Here is a 16,360-nt window from a genome sequence, read left to right as displayed (position 1 = left end):
AAAAGTGGTTTATCTAGCGATAGATGCGGCATCCAAGAAATGGACGATGCCGATAAGAAACTGGAAAACGGCCTTGAATCGATTTATGATTGAATTCGAAGACCGCTTAAAGGACTTTATTTAAAACTGGCAGTTACACAAAATCTGTTACAGGGTCTATTTTTTCACTGTGAGTTATATTTTATACTAGTCTTATTTTTATAAATGGCCTTAAAATAACAAGATACTCCGCTACATTATTATTTGATTTGAAGTACGTTAAAATTTATCACACCACGTCAGAGCTTTATTATCTGTATATAACACTACTACAAAGCACTGACGTCTTAATTCAATGATATTATCTCCCCAAAGTGCCGCTTCGGGCACTTTCAAAAACACTCTATTCCTTTTTTATTTCCTGATTAATCGTTTTCCAACGATGGCTGTGCATTTAATACATGAGAAATTATTATTTGATTTGAAGTAAGCAGGAAGTTATCAAACACGTCAGAGCTTTATTATCTGTATATAACACTACAACAAAGCACTGACGTCGATAATAAATAGAAAATTTTGCATTTAGTGCACTACCTGACTTGCTTCAACACATTAACTAATTTGGAGTATGAATTTTGAATCAACTTAAACAAAAAAAATATTTATGTATTGAAAAATCAGGAATAATTTTACCTGAAGGTGCTTTATTTGATAGCTTTTATCAAGACGAATTAACAATGTTCTTAAACGAACAATGTGAGTTAGAAGAGTTCACTTTTATCATTGCGGTTACTAAGCATGATGCAGTTTATGGGGCTGAGCTTGCGATAAGGCATGGCATTAGCTTATCTGTCGAAGGTGTAGAGTATAAGTTCGAAGCAATTAATCTAGAGAAATACACTAATGAGCAAAAGTACAGAGCATTATTAGCTCAAGCTAAAGAGCCGCAGCTATTTGAATCTTCACTACAGAGCTTACTAAATTCACTCATAAAAAAGATTCCGCTAAAATACACAAAAGAAGAAGTCATAAAGTTAGTTGTCGATGCCGCACCAACAGAATTGCAAATTAATGGTATTCAAGCTTCGGTTGTAGCTTTTGAAAAAGCGAAAATATTCTTTGAAGATCAGAATAAAAAGATTGAAGACTTCATTCAACCAAGAGAGTCTGAATTTGTAAAAGTAATAAAAATGAGCTATCAAAATGAATTAGTTGAACACATCAAAAGCAATCCTGGAGTGTATATTTTAAATGACAAAATGGGATCTGGTAAAAGCCAAAGTGTAATTTTACCTTTATTTAATTACTTCAGTACCACAGATGAAAAACCAATATTAATAGCACCAACAAAAGCTTTAACAAAACAGCTTGTAAACGATGCGCGAAATTACCAATATCAAAAAAAAAACAACAATAACATTACCGTATCAGGTGTAGCTGCATGCGTTATTTCCGCAACAACTAACTGGAAATATAAAAAATTTTCAAATCAATCAAAAATTTCCTTGATTGAAGAATATGAAGAATGTGAGTCCAGTCTTTGCAGCAAAAAATTAATGCATCCCCAGACATTGTCCCGCTGCTCTGAAGCAATGGATCACTGGTTAACGTTATTACAAAAACAAACAGTGGTAATAGCCGACGCTATGTTCTCTAATTTTTCTGCTCTACAGCTAGTGAAAATGAGAAAAAACATTACGGTAGTAAAAAATACCGACATTGGTTTTCCTTTTGCAAAAGAGCTAATTATCCAACCTTACGAATTGCACCTAAAGAGTATGTTGATGTCGTTAAAAAATGACGATAAAGTTGCTGCTTTTTGTGATGGAAGTCACGCTTACGACGCGAAGTTCAAAAATATTCAAACCGCTATAGAAAAAGAAACAGGGAATAAACCGATAGTCGTAGATCGAGGTTATATTGACAAGACAAATCCAGAGTACTTTGTAGATATTGAAAAATCATTGGAAGAAGGTAGCTGTCACCTATACTCACCTGTTATTACTAGTGGCGTAAGTATCGTGACAGATGCAATATCTTCAGTACATATATTTGCATGCCAAACCCTACTTCCCACTCAGCTTATTCAAAGTTCAGGCAGGTTCAGAAAATCTAATGTGATTCATATTTCATTTAGTTCATACGAACATTATCAAACAACAGGGTTGAACCACATATTTAATGAACAAGCATATGAGGCGTATGAATTAGAAAGCAAAAACGATTTAGCTAAATTAAAAAAAGACAACAACTGTATTAAGGTACTTGAACGTTTAAATCATAATAGAATAATGAGACGTAATTACGTTTATGTTTCATTAAAGCTCTTTGACAAAATGGGCTATAAAATAACTATTGATGGAACGACTAATACTAAAGAGTTAGCTCAAAGTAAGAAATACCTAAAGCAGATTAAAAAATTTGATACAGACACCTTTATTTCAGTTGTGCAGCAAGCTGAGTATGACAACATTAATTACCATTTTTTACAGAAGTCTGAGCAAGATTTAATCGCAAGTGAACTGCTTAAACTTGAAGCAATGACATTACTTCAATTCTATAACTTAACTTCAATTGAGGAAAAATCAGAAGCAGCAAGGTTAGTTGAATTTGATGATAAGGCGAAAAGCAGAGTGCCTTTAAAAAATGTCAGTATTTTTCATAAACAGTTTTGTGAAGTTAAAGAACCTAAAAAAGCAATTATCTGTCAAATATTTGATGAAATTTTCTCAATTCTAAATATTAATGTCACTACATTTACCGGTAAGTACTATTCTAAGAATGTCGATGAATTAATTAATTATATTTGCACTAAAAAAATAATCTTTAAAAATGAGGAGTATATAGTTAGAAAAGAATTAATTAAATTGGGATGCTCAACTAGTATTACACTAGAATTTAATAAAAGAGGAGTTTTAACTCGTGAACTTTTGAAAAAACTTTTCAAAATAACTCAAATAAGCAAACGCTCAGGCACAGGACAACGCCTTACTGAATATTACTATTTATGCCCTGATCAAAGTTCAAATGTCCTTTATTACTACAACCTTCGATATGGTGAAGGTTAAATAGTGTAGTAAAAAACATGCCTGCTTTAGCAAATATTCATGTTTGCTAAAGAAAATCGCCCTCCCCTACTATTACTATAAATAGTTGCAATTTACTCTAGTAATAAATTGACAAAAAATTTAGAAATAGTACATTACTATAATCAAAATGATTACAGTAATGGGCTTTTATTGGTATGAGCATTATTTCTCAAAAGAATAAAAATACAAATGAAATTGAAAAGCTAACCTTTGCACAAAAGCAGAGGTTATCTTTTATCGATTTTACCTTGTTATTTAAAGGCTCGATTAATAGAAAAGAACTTACCGAAAAATTCGAAATGGGTTTGGCAAATGCCACCAGAGATTTAACTTTATATAAAGAACTTGCCCCTCTAAATATAGATTTTAATGCTCAAGACCGAAGTTATCTTCAAGCAAAAACCTTTAAACCACTATTCAGTTACGATTCTAAACAAACATTAGCCAAATTATCTCATAAAATAAGTGATGGTTTTGACGGTGTCATGGAAGTCGCATTTCCCGTAGATGCACCATTACAACTCAATGTGCCTGATATTTTTATTGTCGCAAGAATAGTACAAGCGATTTTAAAAGGTAAAGCCATTTCCATTATTTATACATCATTATCGTCTGGATCAAAGGCGAGAGAAATTGTTCCGCATACAATCATTGATAATGGCTTGCGTTGGCATGTAAGAGGCTATGACCGAAAAACAAATTCATTCCGTGATTTTGTTATTACACGTATTTCAAAAGTTACCTTGCAAGATAAGCATGTAGACGAATTTGAAACTGCCATTGAAGATAATCAATGGATGCGAAAGATGGATTTACACATAGTGCCTCATCCAACCAATGTTAAATTCCCACAAGCAATTGAGCTTGATTATGGAATGGATGGCGGGATGTTACAGTTAACAGTAAGAGCGGCGCTGGTTGGCTATTTACTTCGTCGTTGGAACGTCGATTGTACCGAAGACTCGTCTCTAAAAGGTGGCGAATATCAACTTTGGCTTAGCAACAGACAAACATTATATGGTGCCAAGAACTTGGCTATAGCTCCAGGGTATCAGGAATAACAAATGATCAATGAACAACAACTAACACAATTTGGTTTTAAATTTGGCAGAAATGGTGCCCATTCTGCCCGAAGTATGATGATTGAAGAGCTAAAAGAGCTGCTATTTTCTCGCGATGAAACAGCGACAAAGCAAGATTATGAAGACGACATTGTTAACTTCAACATATTACATAAACCAACTGAAAAATCTCGTACCTTAACTTTCCGTCATTTAGTTGATTTATATGGCATGTCGATGGACATTCCATTATTCAACATATTCCGCCAATGGTGGGAACTATCAGAAGATTCACAGCCTATTTTGGCTTTACAACTTGCAGTAGCCCGTGACCCCATTCTTAGAAACTCAGCCAGCGTTATTCTACCCCTTCAACTTGGTGAACATTTACCTCGTGAAACAGTAGAGCAACACTTAGCACATGATGACCCAGACCGATTTAGCCCAGCATCGCTAAAATCATTCGCACAAAATATTAATGGCACCTGGACACAAGCGGGTTACCTTGAAGGCAAAGCTAAAAAATATCGTGCCCAACCCAAAGCAACTTATGTAAACCTTGCGTATGCATTGTTTTTAGCACACTGTCATGGTTTATCAGGTCAACGAATGTTCGACAGTTTTTGGTGCCAGATGTTATCTCAAGATAAAGAGCATTTGTTTGAGCTAGCACATAGAGCTTCCTTAAGAGGTTTAATAAACTTCAAGCAAATAAGTGAAGTTATCGAAGTCACCTTTCCAAATATCGAGTTACCTAAAGTGGCGCAACAAGAAGGTGAACAGTAAATGTCTGATCGATTATCTAAATTACTGCAAAGCTTTGACAGCCATATAAGTATTCCCTGGCCACAAGCGGTTTCTGCGGACGAACGTACTATTTTTGTTGTGTATAACAAAGAAGATGAACTAAAACTTCGTGCGAGAATTGGTGAGTTTGAAGCAAGTTCAACGCAAAGTGGCCATCCATGGCTTCAGCTTGACCTTACGCACAGTTTTGAACACTGGATGGAAGAGCAAGACTATAAAGAAACCTACTTTGAAGACCCTGAATATTTAAAAGGTCTTTACGAAGATTTTTCAGACGAGCTTATTGAAAGCTTAAAAGCCCAGTTTATAGAAAAACAAGACGAAAATGGTGTAGTTGCTTTACTGGGTTGTGGAGCCTTATTTGGTTTTGCTTCCGTATCAGGTTTAGTAGAAGAAATAGCCAAAGAAATCAAAGGACGCTTAGTCGTTTTTTTCCCAGGTGAACACCAAAATAATAATTACAAACTTTTAGATGCCAAGGATGGGTGGGGATACCACGCAACTGCCATCACAGCAATGTCATAAGGAAATAATAAAATGCTAAACCGCGAAATATATTTAAACGATCCAATTACTAGCCGCCTTGCCAATAATGGTGTTGCCCAAGTTAAAGATGATTTGTCCAAAGCCGCACTTGAAACCTTAGAGTATGAATTACGAACCTTCGTTTGTGATGGCGCATATGCCGCAGGCATGGAAAAAATACTTAACGCTTACATCCAAAACGTAAAAAACAATGGTGAACAACCCGGTGTTTGGATCAGTGGTTTCTTTGGATCAGGTAAATCTCATTTAGCAAAAATGTTGCGTACTTTATGGACCAACCAAAAGTTAAATAATGGTGCTTACGCGCGTAGTTTAGTTGACCTACCTAGTAAAATATCAGCGCAGTTTGATGAACTTTCAACTATTGCTACCCAACACCAAGGTTTACATGCAGCTTCTGGTACTTTAGGTGCTGGCGCGGGTGAACAAGTCCGTTTAGCCTTTTTAGGCATTATCTTTAAATCGGCTGCTTTACCTGAGCAATACCATTTAGCGCGTTTTGTTATGTGGCTGAAAGAAGAAGGCGTATTAGCGCAAGTACAAAATTACATTACCGAACATGCCAAAGCAAAAGAAGGTCGTGACCCATGGGAGCATGAATTAAAAAACCTTCATGTATCACCCATCATGGGCAATGCCTTACTTCAAGCGCTTCCAGGTTTTGCTAGTGACGTAAAAGAAGTACGCGACATGTTACGTGCACAATACAAAATTGTAGACGACGTAACTAATGATGAAATGGTTACCGCAATCATGGACACGCTTGCCGTTAATGGTGAATTGCCGTTAACCCTTGTTGTACTTGATGAAGTGCAACAATACATTGGTGATGATGTTAAAAAAGCCTTTGACGTACAAGAAGTCGTTGAAACCTGTAGTGGTAATGGTCGTTTAAATTCAAAATTATTATTCGTTGCTACCGGGCAAAGTGCCTTGTCAGGAATGGCAAATCTTAACCGTTTAATGGGACGCTTCCAAGTGGCAGTGCAACTTGAAGACACCGATGTTGACTCAGTTATTCGTAAAGTTATTCTGCAAAAGAAAGAGTCAGCTCGCAGTGCCATTCAAACGGTTATAGACGCAGAGCTGGGTGAAATATCACGCCACCTTCGTGGAAGTATTATCGAACACAATAAAGATGATGAAAAATGGATGGTGGCTGATTATCCATTACTACCTGTTCGTCGTCGATTTTGGGAAAAAGTATTACCAGCGCTTGACAGAACAGGTACAGGCTCACAATTAAGAAACCAATTACGGGTAGTACATGAAGCAACAAAAATAACCGCCGAACAGCCTATTGGTTATGTTGTTCCTGCTGACTTTATCTATGACGAAATTGCTACCAAGCTAGTGCAAAGTGGCGCAATAGGTAAAGATATTTATGAAAGCATCAGCCGTTTAAAAGGTGGTGATTCCGACCAAAAGCTACAAGCTCGAATCCTGGCGCTTATTTTATTAATCAGTAAATTACCTTCCGATATTGACTATGGCATAGCGGCTGATGCGGATACTTTATCTGATTTGTTACTTGAAAACCTACTTGAAGGTAAACACGAGCTACGCGCTATTGTACCTAAACTCTTAACCAAATTAGTTGATGACGGTCTAATCATGCCGATGCAAACGGCCAAAGGTGAAGAATACCGTTTACAAACAGTAGAAAGTCAAAGTTGGTATGAAGAGTTTCGTCAGCAAGAAAATGATCTAAAAAACAATCCTAAACGTCTTGAATTTTTCCGCTCGGAAGAAATTCAGCAATACGTACGTAAGCAAGTGATGCGTGCAAGGCTTCTACAAGGTGTCTCAACAGTCTCTAGAACCATAAACTTAGAGTTTGGTAATGAATTACCAAGCGATTCTGATAAAAATCTTTATGCTTGGGTACCTGATGTACCTGAAAAGCAATTTAATGATTTGGCTCGTGGTGCCGATCCAGACTTCGCGACTATCTTCATCTATATCCCAACAACACAGCGTGACGAACTTCGTAAAGCAATCGTTGAACTAAAAGCAGCAGAGAGCACTATTGATGTCCGTGGAACCGCAAAAACTGATGCGGGAAAAGAAGCTTATTCTGCAATGGAGTATCGTTTTAAAGAAGCGAGTCGCGCTAAAAAAATGATTCTCAAAGACATATTTGACCAAATCCAAGTAAAACTGTCCGGAGGTCAGGAAGTTGACGCTGAAGGTGACGATAAAAACTCAAAGTTGACCAAACAAATTGAAATAGCCGGAGAAATAGCCTGCCAGCGTCTATATATAAAATTTAAGATTGCGGATAATAAAGGCTGGGGTAAAGTCTATGACAGAGCTAAATTACAGTCAGATGCCAATGCGCTTGAAGCCATTGGTCATAAAGAAGAAGCGGATAAACACCCTGTTTGTGCTGAAGTTAAACGCTTTATTGGGGTGATGAAAACAGGCCGTGAGATCATCGATGAATTTCAAAACGCCCCCTACGGTTGGGGTAAAGACACCATTGAAGGTGCGTTATTTGCTATGTTAGCGGCAGGTGTTTTAAAAGCAGCAGACGGCCAGGAAAAAGCCGTTGATGCCAAAAGCCTAGACAGGTCCTCGGTAACACAAACAAAGTTTCGTCCAGAGAATGCCACGCTATCAAAAGTGCAAATTATTAAAGTACGGGGCTTAATTAACGCCTTACTGCTAGAAGGAGAAAACTGCGGAACAGGTGAAGAGCAAAGTAAATTACCACAAGCCATCGCAAATGCTAAACAAATAGCCAGAAGTGCAGGTGGTGAATCACCATTGCCGTTATCACCTAGTACAATGCTACTAACAAACCTAGAAATGCATTCTGGTAATGAACAACTGCAACAAGCCTTTGAGGATAAAGACGAAATACTTGCTCAGTTCAATCAGTGGCAAAACCAAGCTGATCTAGCTAAATCAAGAAGTAGTCAGTGGCACGAACTTAGCGTAGCAATGCGTTTTTGTAAAAATTTAGCAGTACATGCAAGCCTTGAACAACAAAGCCAATCAATTATTCAAAACCGTAGTTTGTTAGTTGACCCAAACCCGGTTGAACCACTTCTACAACAAGCAGCAACGGCATTACGTGAAGCAATTACGGCAAAGTTGGCTGAATATGAGCAAGAGTTTAATGTTTGCCAACGTGATTTAGCCGAAGACTCTAACTGGTCGCAACTTGAACACGCACAACAACAAGAGTTTTTAGAAAAACGAAGCCTTACAAGTGTCCCTAAGGTCGATTTATCGTCAGGTGCTGCTGTTTATGATGCTATTGAAGAAACAAGCTTTGAACAGTGGAGTGACAAAATAGCAGCATTACCAGGTTATTTCGAATTAACGCGTAAAGAAGCGATTAAATTATTAACGCCACAAGTGGTTTATTACAAAGTAAACAAACCAACCATTCAAACAGAAGACGACTTACAAGCATGGTTAAAAGATACCGAGCAGCAACTGCGCACCCAGTTGGCTAAAGGCCCAGTGACTATTGCTTAAAGTAGTAATCTTATGAAACGTTTTGGTCAATAATTGGCTTGTTTAAAACAATTCACCTTAATTGGTTGAGTAAATAATAGAGTAATAGTTAATGAGAACTGCATTAGAAAAAACATTACGTAAAAAACTTGAAGACACTGTCGTTAAAGCGCGTGAAATTGTTGAAGTAGCGGTAACCGAAGCATTAACCCGCTTAGGTATAAGCGAAGGTAGTGCACCGAGTTATTTATCTGAAACTGATCGTAAACTTAGAAATCGTTTACGTGCTCATAGTCGCCAGTTAGGAGATATTTTACATAAAGAAACGACTTCGCTAGTAAAAGCTAATGACCAAGAAACTGAGTTACTCATTAATGAAATGGCATACGAACATTGGCATCGTATGTTGTTTGCTCGTTTTTTAGAACAAAGTGACTTGTTGATGTATGAACCAGGCACTCCGGTTACGCTTGATGAATGTTCTGAACTAGCAGAGGATGAAGCTGATTGCAAAGATGGCTGGGAGTTAGCAGGTCGCTTGGCTGAAAAAATGTTACCGCAAATATTCCGCACCGATTCCCCTGTATTTGAAGTAAAACTCTCCATTAATCATGTTAACGCCCTCGAAGAACTTATTGCAGCATTGCATCCTGATACCTTTCAGGCATCAGATTCCTTAGGTTGGTGTTACCAGTTTTGGCAAAATAAAAAGAAAAAACAGGTTAATGAATTAGGCGTGAAAATTGGCGCAAAAGAGTTAAGTCCGGTCACTCAGTTATTTACCGAACCTTATATGGTCAGCTTTTTACTCGACAACGCTCTAGGTGCTTGGTGGGCAAAACGTCGTTTAACATCAGATGATTTACAAACAGCAACAAGTGAGAAAGAGCTAAGAGAATTAGCCGCTATTCCTAGTGTGCCATTAGAGTACCTGAGATTTGTTCAGGACGAAAATACGAATGCATGGTCAAATGCTGCGGGTGATTTCGATAAGTGGCCAGAGCACTTAAGTGAGCTTAAAACACTCGATCCTTGTTGTGGATCGGGTCACTTTTTAGTGGCTAATTTTTTGATGCTGGTGCCAATGCGAATGCATCTTGAAGCATTAACCGCGAAACAAGCGATTGATAAAGTGTTATCAGAAAACATCCATGGTCTAGAACTTGACCAACGTTGTGTAGAGTTAGCCGCTTTTGCTTTAGCATTGGAAGCTTGGCGTTATCCTGGCGCTGGTGGCTATCGTCAATTACCTGAATTGCAATTAGCTTGCTCAGGTTTATCAATAAATGAAGCACAAAAAGAATGGAAAGGTTTAGCGAAAGATGATGAAGAGTTACAGGGTGCTGTTAACTGGGTGCATAAAACATTTAAAGATGCTCCTATATTAGGGAGTCTGATTGATCCTCTTAAATATGTTAAAGAGCTTGGGAATACACCTTGGACATTGTTGACAAAACATTTGAAAACTAAGGGACATATAAATTATGAGACTAGGACTACAGCACAAAGTATAGTGAAATCTGCTAGTATATTATCTCAAAAATTTAACTGGGTAATTACAAATGTTCCTTACTTAGCTAGCGGGAAGCAATCTAAAACTCTAATAGATTTTTCAACATCTTATTATCCTGAAGGACGAAGTGATTTAGCAACAGTCTTTTTAGAGCGTTGCTTGCAACTTTGTAACGGTGGTGGAACTTCAAGTATAGTTTTACCACAGAATTGGTTGTTTTTAAGTCGTTATAAAAAATTTCGTGAAAAATTGTTGAATGACAAATTATGGAATTTTGTTGTATTACTTGGAGGGGGAGCTGAAGCTTTTGAAAATGGACCTGGCAATATAACAAATATCTGTATGGTTATGCTGAGTCAAAAAGTGGATGTAGAGAAAAGTAATAGTAATTTAGAAAATATTATTCACGGCATTGATTCTAGTACATTTAGAAATCCAACGATAAAAAGTAAAGCTCTTGTATATATAGATATAAAAGCAGTTAGTCAAATGAAGCAATTAGATAATCCTGATTCAAGAATTACTTTTGAATTAAATGATTTAGCCGAACTTTTATCGACGAAAGCTATATGTCCTCGAGGCATTGTTTCTGGAGATAGCGAAAAGTGGCTGAACTATATATTTGAAATACCGCGAATATTAAATAGCCATAGGACATTTCAAGGCGCGACTAGTGCTAATCAATTTTACTCTGGTCTGAATAAAGTAATCGATTGGTCTACTTTTGGTAATGGGATGTTGCGTCCAGGAAAAGGTAATCTTGCTTTAAATAAAGCGGGCGTAAATATTAGTTTAATGGGGTCATTGACAGCTACTTTATATCAAGGTGATTTCTACGATCAGACCACAGCTTCTATAGTTCCCAAATCACCTAAGCATACTTCTGCTTTATACACTTACTGTGATAGTGATGAGTTTTCAAAAAACGTTCGGATTATTGACCAAAAGTTAAATGTAACTCCCGCCACTTTGATAAAAATACCATTTGATGAAGAAAAGTGGCTTAAAATAGCTAATGAAAAATACCCTAATGGCTTACCTAAGCCATTTTCAGATGACTTAACTCAATGGATTTTCCATGGACACCCTTGTGCATCAGTGATTTGGAATGAAGAAACCAAAACCACCGGAATTGGTGATTTACGCCAAGACGATACCGTTTTACAAGTGGCTGTTGCCCGTTTATTAGCTTATCGCTGGCCAGCAGAACTTGATGCCGATATGAAACTAGCCCCTGAAATGCGTGAAGTTTTGGCTAAATGCAAAGACTTTGATGGCTTGGTTGATGATGATGGCATTGTTTGTATTCCTGCCATTCGTGGAGAAAAACCAGCGAATGATAGATTAGAATCCATTTTACATGCCGCTTATGGTGCTGAGTGGTCTGCGACGGTATTAAACAATCTACTCAAATCAGTAAAAGCTACTAATCTAAACACTTGGTTACGTGATAAGTTTTTCGAACAACATTCAAAGCTGTTTCAACATCGCCCGTTTATTTGGCAAATATGGGATGGTTTAGCTGATGGATTCTCAGCGTTAGTTAATTACCACACGCTTGATTACAAAGGTTTAGAACGTTTGATTTATACCTACCTTGATGATTGGATCAGTACCCAAATACAACTTGAAAAAGATGGCGTTGAAGGTGCAGAACTACGTTTATCAGCAGCCCGTAATTTAAAGGAATCACTAGAAGCTATTCTTGTTGGTGAAAGTAATGGCAAAGAAGGTCTTGATATATTTGTTCGTTGGAAATCATTAGCAGAGCAATCTATAGGCTGGAACCCTGACTTAAACGATGGTGTACGCCTAAATATTCGCCCATTTATGCAAACCAAAGATGTAGGAAAAAAAGAAGCAGGTGTACTGCGCTTTAAACCAAACATTCATTGGAAAAAAGACAGGGGCACTGATGTCGCCACAGCTCCATGGTTTGACCTAGGCTTAGAATACGGCGGCAAACAAGGCGATAGAATAAATGATCATCACCTGTCTTTAGCTGATAAGATTGAAGCCAGAAACATAATAAAAGAGACTAATTAACATGAGTACTGTTAATCCAATAAATCAATTAAGTATTGAGGGATTTAAATCAATCCGTTCGATGAAAAATCTTAAACTGAATAGGCTTAATGTTTTAATTGGTGCTAATGGCGTTGGTAAAAGTAACTTTGTTTCTTACTTTAAATTACTAGGTGAAATGTTAGACAGCCGTTTGCAAGTTTGGAGTCAAAAACAGGGAAAGGCTGAGCGAGTATTAAGCTTTGGTGTTAAAGAGACATCAGAGTTTTCATCATTTGTTACTTTTGGTATTAATGGCTATAAATTTATTCTTGAACCAACTATTGATGGCGGGTTTACTTTTAGTCAAGAGTCTTTGTATTTCGATGGGCCTTACTACGGAGTAAAATGGATTTCATTAGGCTCTGGTCACAATGAAGCTAAATTAAAAAGTGAATTTGAGAAAAGAAATAAAGGAACAGAGGCAGATTATTGTTATAGCTCAATATCAAGCTGGCGTGTTTATCATTTTCACGATACTAGCGATACTGCTGGCGTAAAGCGTAACTGCTCAGTGCATGATAATGAATACTTAAGAACTGATGCGTCTAATTTAGCGGCTTACTTGTATCATTTAAAAACTGACTCCCCTGATGTATATAGTCAGATACGCAAGACAGTAAGATTAGCCATTCCTTTCTTTGATGATTTTGTATTAAAGCCAACCAAGCTCGAGAGTGAAGAAGAGCAAATTCGTTTGCTTTGGACGCAATTAGATAGTGATTATGCATTATGGCCAAGCCAACTGTCTGACGGATCTATTCGCTTTATATGTTTAGTAACGGCATTAATGCAGCCATCTGCACCATCTACGATTATTATTGATGAGCCAGAACTGGGTTTACACCCTTATGCAATTACATTGTTAGGTGCTTTATTACGCTCTGCTTCTCAACGCATGCAAGTAATTATTTCAACGCAATCGGTTCCGTTACTCAATGAATTTGAAATAGATGATTTAATTGTGGTGGAACGAGAAAAAGGTTCTTCAAGTTTTAAACGTTTAGATGAAACCGAATTTGAAAGTTGGTTAGAAGATTATTCTGTTGGTGAACTTTGGGAGAAGAACATTTTAGGCGGGAGACCGTCAAAATGATTAGAGTTCATGTTATATGTGAAGGTCAAAGTGAAGAAGCTTTTGTAAAAGAGTTATTACAAGAACCTTTTTTAGCTCAAGGGATAATTTTGTTGCCAGCTCTGATAGGAAAGCCAGGACACAAAGGTGGTAATTTTAAATTTGAGCGTTTATTACCCGAGATCAAAAATAGATTGCTTGGAGATAGCGACTGTTATTGCACAACTTTCTTTGATTTTTATGGTCTGCCAGCATCATTTCCAGGTAAGTGTGATGTAGTTGCTAATGAATCAATAACGCGAAAGTCTAGCAGGGTAAATGATGCCTTGGTGATCAAGTTGACTGAAAAATTAGGCGTTGATACTATGCGTCGATTTATTCCTTTTATTCAAATGTATGAATTTGAAGGGTTATTATTTAGTGACCCAGAGAAAATGGCATCAGGGATGGACAGGAATGATTTAGTTGAGAAGTTCCAACAAATAGCTAATAACTTTGAAACACCAGAGCATATAAACAATAGCGCTCAAACGGCTCCTAGCAAGAGAATACTGAACTTGATTAGAGGATATGAAAAACCTTTGATGGGTGCTTTAGCTGCGTTAGAAGTTGGTTTGGATTCAATGCGTGAGAACTGCGAATTATTTGACCAATGGCTTTCTAATATAGAAGCTGTTGCCGGAGATGGCCATTAAATGCAACTAATTGATTACCTAGCCGAGCAGCTAAGAAATTCCGCTAATTTTAATTCTGCGGTACAAATTGAACCTGCTGCCATTTTGTGGACTGATATTGAATGCCAGTGGCAGTCTGCTATGCCTGCTATTAAGCAATATCTCCCCGAACTTGTTGAGCTGGGTGAATATAAGCCAGAAGAACGAATAGGCCCTGCTATTTGGATTAAATGTGCCATAGCTGGCGTATTAGAAGAATGTGAACTGCCAAAAGGTAGAATACCGATAATATATTTGCCTGGGGTTGGCCGTAAAGATTTACGTGCGATAGAGCAATGCCCTGATCATTTAAGACCTTTAGCTGAATTACAATACAGAGGTTGCTGGTGGGCATATAACACGGCAGGTAGAGATTGGTCGGTTGGTTCCTTTTTAACTAACCCACGTGTTGGTTTAGCGCTTGATGTTGCTAAAGACAAAAAGACTCAAGCGGCTATTTTAAAAATATTACCTGACTTATTAGAAACACCTGATGAATCGTTACGAGGTAAAAAACTAGAAGCCCAAGATTTCATTAATATTGTAATGAATGATCCGGCTAAAGATATTCTAGGTTGGTTAAATAACCCGGCAGATAAAAAGGCTTTATGGAAAGACAGCAAGTGGCCTATTTTCAAACAAGCTTGCCTAGATAACTATGGTTTTGATCCCGACAAAACTCCGTTAGACGCTGTTTTGTTTAAATTGTGTGAGTCAGAAGGCGAATGGCAAGCAGTTTGGCAACGCTTTGAAGATACCGCACATAACTTACCGTTATTAGTAGAGTGTTTAACTACGATACAGCCAGATGGACTCGCCTTTAATGCCAGTCACTTTTTAGCTGAAAACGACAAAGATGAAAATGAACTAGCCACGGCATTACAAAATTTTAGTGATAAAGACGTCAACACGATTAAAAAGCAACTAGTAAGCTTATTTGAACTTCATGCGGATAGAAAGTCATGGCTATGGTACACATTAGATTTAGCCCCTTGGTTGACTATTTTAGAGCAGTTAACTTTAGTGGTAGAGCATACTAGTATTGCCTTTACCGGGCCGACTGTTGAAGTGATGGCAAATACGTATCAAGAACGTTTTTGGCAAGCTGATGCTGCTGCGATACAAGCGATGGCTGTTACCAAAGATATTAATCAGCAACAAGTTGTCGCTGATATTTTGGCAGTTATCTATTCCCCATGGTTAGAGCAGGTAACGTTGAATTTTCAAAACTTAGTAAGAGCAGAAGGGTACCCAGGTAAAACAAGTGGTAGTGGTGAAGTTCAAGAATCAACAGCACAATATAATGTTGGCAGTCAGGTGGTTTTCTTTGTTGATGGTTTACGTTTTGATACCGCAAAAACATTACAGCAAAAATTAAACAAGCTTTCAGTTTCTACCAATTTGAAAACCAATTGGTGTGCACTGCCTTCGTTAACGGCAACGGCAAAAGCGGCGGTTACCCCTGTGGCTGAATTACTCATCGGTGCACAAGAAAATGATAACTTTACGCCTATGGTTGCTAGCTCAGGTTCTGAATTTAGTTCTTATCATTTGAAAAAGTCGTTAGCTGATAAAGGCTGGCAATATTTAGAGGGCTTAGAAACAGGAGAGCCGACAGGTACAGCGTGGGTACAAACTGGCGACTTAGATAATATGGGCCATAAGCAACAAATGAAGATGCCGCTTAATATTGATGCTGTATTGGAAGATGTTGTTGCAAGAGTTGATGGGCTGTTAAAAGCAGGTTGGAAAAATATTCGTATCGTTACTGATCACGGTTGGTTATGGGTACCAAATAAATTAGCTGAAGCCAATATTTCAAAAAATATCGTGAAAAAACGATTAGCTCGCTGTGCTATTTTGAAAGATAATATTGATACCGCAGAATTAAAAGTACCATGGCATTGGAACGAAAATGTGTCTGTAGCCATGGCTCCGGGTATATCAGGTTATGTTGCTGGCGATTATTACAATCATGGTGGTTTAAGCTTGCAAGAGTGTTTAACGCCTGTGATTAATATTTGTAGTAAAGGTTAGGCGTTTTT

At 37.5% G+C, this 16,360-nt stretch carries 9 protein-coding genes; all 9 read left to right on the top strand.

The features are described from left to right. The first annotated feature begins 614 nt into the window (after positions 1-614). The 9 genes from ESZ26_RS12005 (at position 615) to pglZ (ending at position 16,352) form a co-directional block, all read left to right on the top strand. Positions 615-3,047 carry a DEAD/DEAH box helicase family protein gene (locus ESZ26_RS12005; RefSeq protein ID WP_146799751.1) on the top strand — a complete coding sequence of 811 codons (2,433 nt, stop codon included), beginning with the start codon at positions 615-617 and terminating at the stop codon, positions 3,045-3,047. A gap of 176 nt (positions 3,048-3,223) precedes the next feature. Continuing rightward, positions 3,224-4,129 carry a WYL domain-containing protein gene (locus tag ESZ26_RS12000; RefSeq protein ID WP_146799750.1) on the top strand — a complete coding sequence of 302 codons (906 nt, stop codon included), beginning with the start codon at positions 3,224-3,226 and terminating at the stop codon, positions 4,127-4,129. A 3-nt stretch (positions 4,130-4,132) separates the two neighbouring features. Further along, entirely contained in the window at positions 4,133-4,915 is a 783-nt protein-coding gene (locus ESZ26_RS11995) for a hypothetical protein (protein ID WP_146799749.1), read from the top strand. Further along, positions 4,916-5,461, top strand: coding sequence for a BREX protein BrxB domain-containing protein (locus ESZ26_RS11990; RefSeq protein ID WP_146799748.1), 546 nt, complete (start codon positions 4,916-4,918; stop codon positions 5,459-5,461). Between the two features lie 12 nt (positions 5,462-5,473). Continuing rightward, a complete protein-coding gene (gene brxC / locus ESZ26_RS11985) occupies positions 5,474-8,971 on the top strand; it encodes a BREX system P-loop protein BrxC (protein ID WP_146799747.1) in 3,498 nt (1,165 codons plus the stop codon). Positions 8,972-9,062: 91 nt separating this feature from the next. Next, a complete protein-coding gene (locus tag ESZ26_RS11980; RefSeq protein ID WP_146799746.1) occupies positions 9,063-12,509 on the top strand; it encodes an Eco57I restriction-modification methylase domain-containing protein in 3,447 nt (1,148 codons plus the stop codon). Position 12,510: 1 nt separating this feature from the next. Then, positions 12,511-13,623 carry an AAA family ATPase gene (locus ESZ26_RS11975; RefSeq protein ID WP_146799745.1) on the top strand — a complete coding sequence of 371 codons (1,113 nt, stop codon included), beginning with the start codon at positions 12,511-12,513 and terminating at the stop codon, positions 13,621-13,623. Beyond that, positions 13,620-14,297: a DUF4276 family protein gene (locus ESZ26_RS11970; protein ID WP_146799744.1), complete on the top strand. Its 678-nt coding sequence runs from the start codon at positions 13,620-13,622 to the stop codon at positions 14,295-14,297. The genes ESZ26_RS11975 and ESZ26_RS11970 overlap by 4 nt, the downstream gene beginning before the upstream one ends. Further along, on the top strand, positions 14,298-16,352 hold the full coding sequence (gene pglZ, locus ESZ26_RS11965; protein WP_146799743.1) for a BREX-1 system phosphatase PglZ type B: 2,055 nt from the start codon (positions 14,298-14,300) through the stop codon (positions 16,350-16,352). The last annotated feature ends 8 nt before the right edge of the window (positions 16,353-16,360 follow it).

This window comes from Colwellia hornerae (assembly GCF_007954355.1).
GTDB classification, from domain to species: Bacteria; Pseudomonadota; Gammaproteobacteria; order Enterobacterales; family Alteromonadaceae; genus Colwellia_A; species Colwellia_A hornerae.
This window is presented reverse-complemented; position numbering and strand designations above follow the sequence as displayed.

Bases quoted from the DNA above. Each gene is read 5' to 3' on its own strand.
- ESZ26_RS12000 (WP_146799750.1), top strand. From the start codon at position 3,224: ATGAGCATTATTTCTCAAAAGAATAAAAATACAAATGAAATTGAAAAG.
- ESZ26_RS11995 (WP_146799749.1), top strand. From the start codon at position 4,133: ATGATCAATGAACAACAACTAACACAATTTGGTTTTAAATTTGGCAGA.
- ESZ26_RS11990 (WP_146799748.1), top strand. From the start codon at position 4,916: ATGTCTGATCGATTATCTAAATTACTGCAAAGCTTTGACAGCCATATA.
- brxC (WP_146799747.1), top strand. From the start codon at position 5,474: ATGCTAAACCGCGAAATATATTTAAACGATCCAATTACTAGCCGCCTT.
- ESZ26_RS11980 (WP_146799746.1), top strand. From the start codon at position 9,063: ATGAGAACTGCATTAGAAAAAACATTACGTAAAAAACTTGAAGACACT.
- ESZ26_RS11975 (WP_146799745.1), top strand. From the start codon at position 12,511: ATGAGTACTGTTAATCCAATAAATCAATTAAGTATTGAGGGATTTAAA.
- ESZ26_RS11970 (WP_146799744.1), top strand. From the start codon at position 13,620: ATGATTAGAGTTCATGTTATATGTGAAGGTCAAAGTGAAGAAGCTTTT.
- pglZ (WP_146799743.1), top strand. From the start codon at position 14,298: ATGCAACTAATTGATTACCTAGCCGAGCAGCTAAGAAATTCCGCTAAT.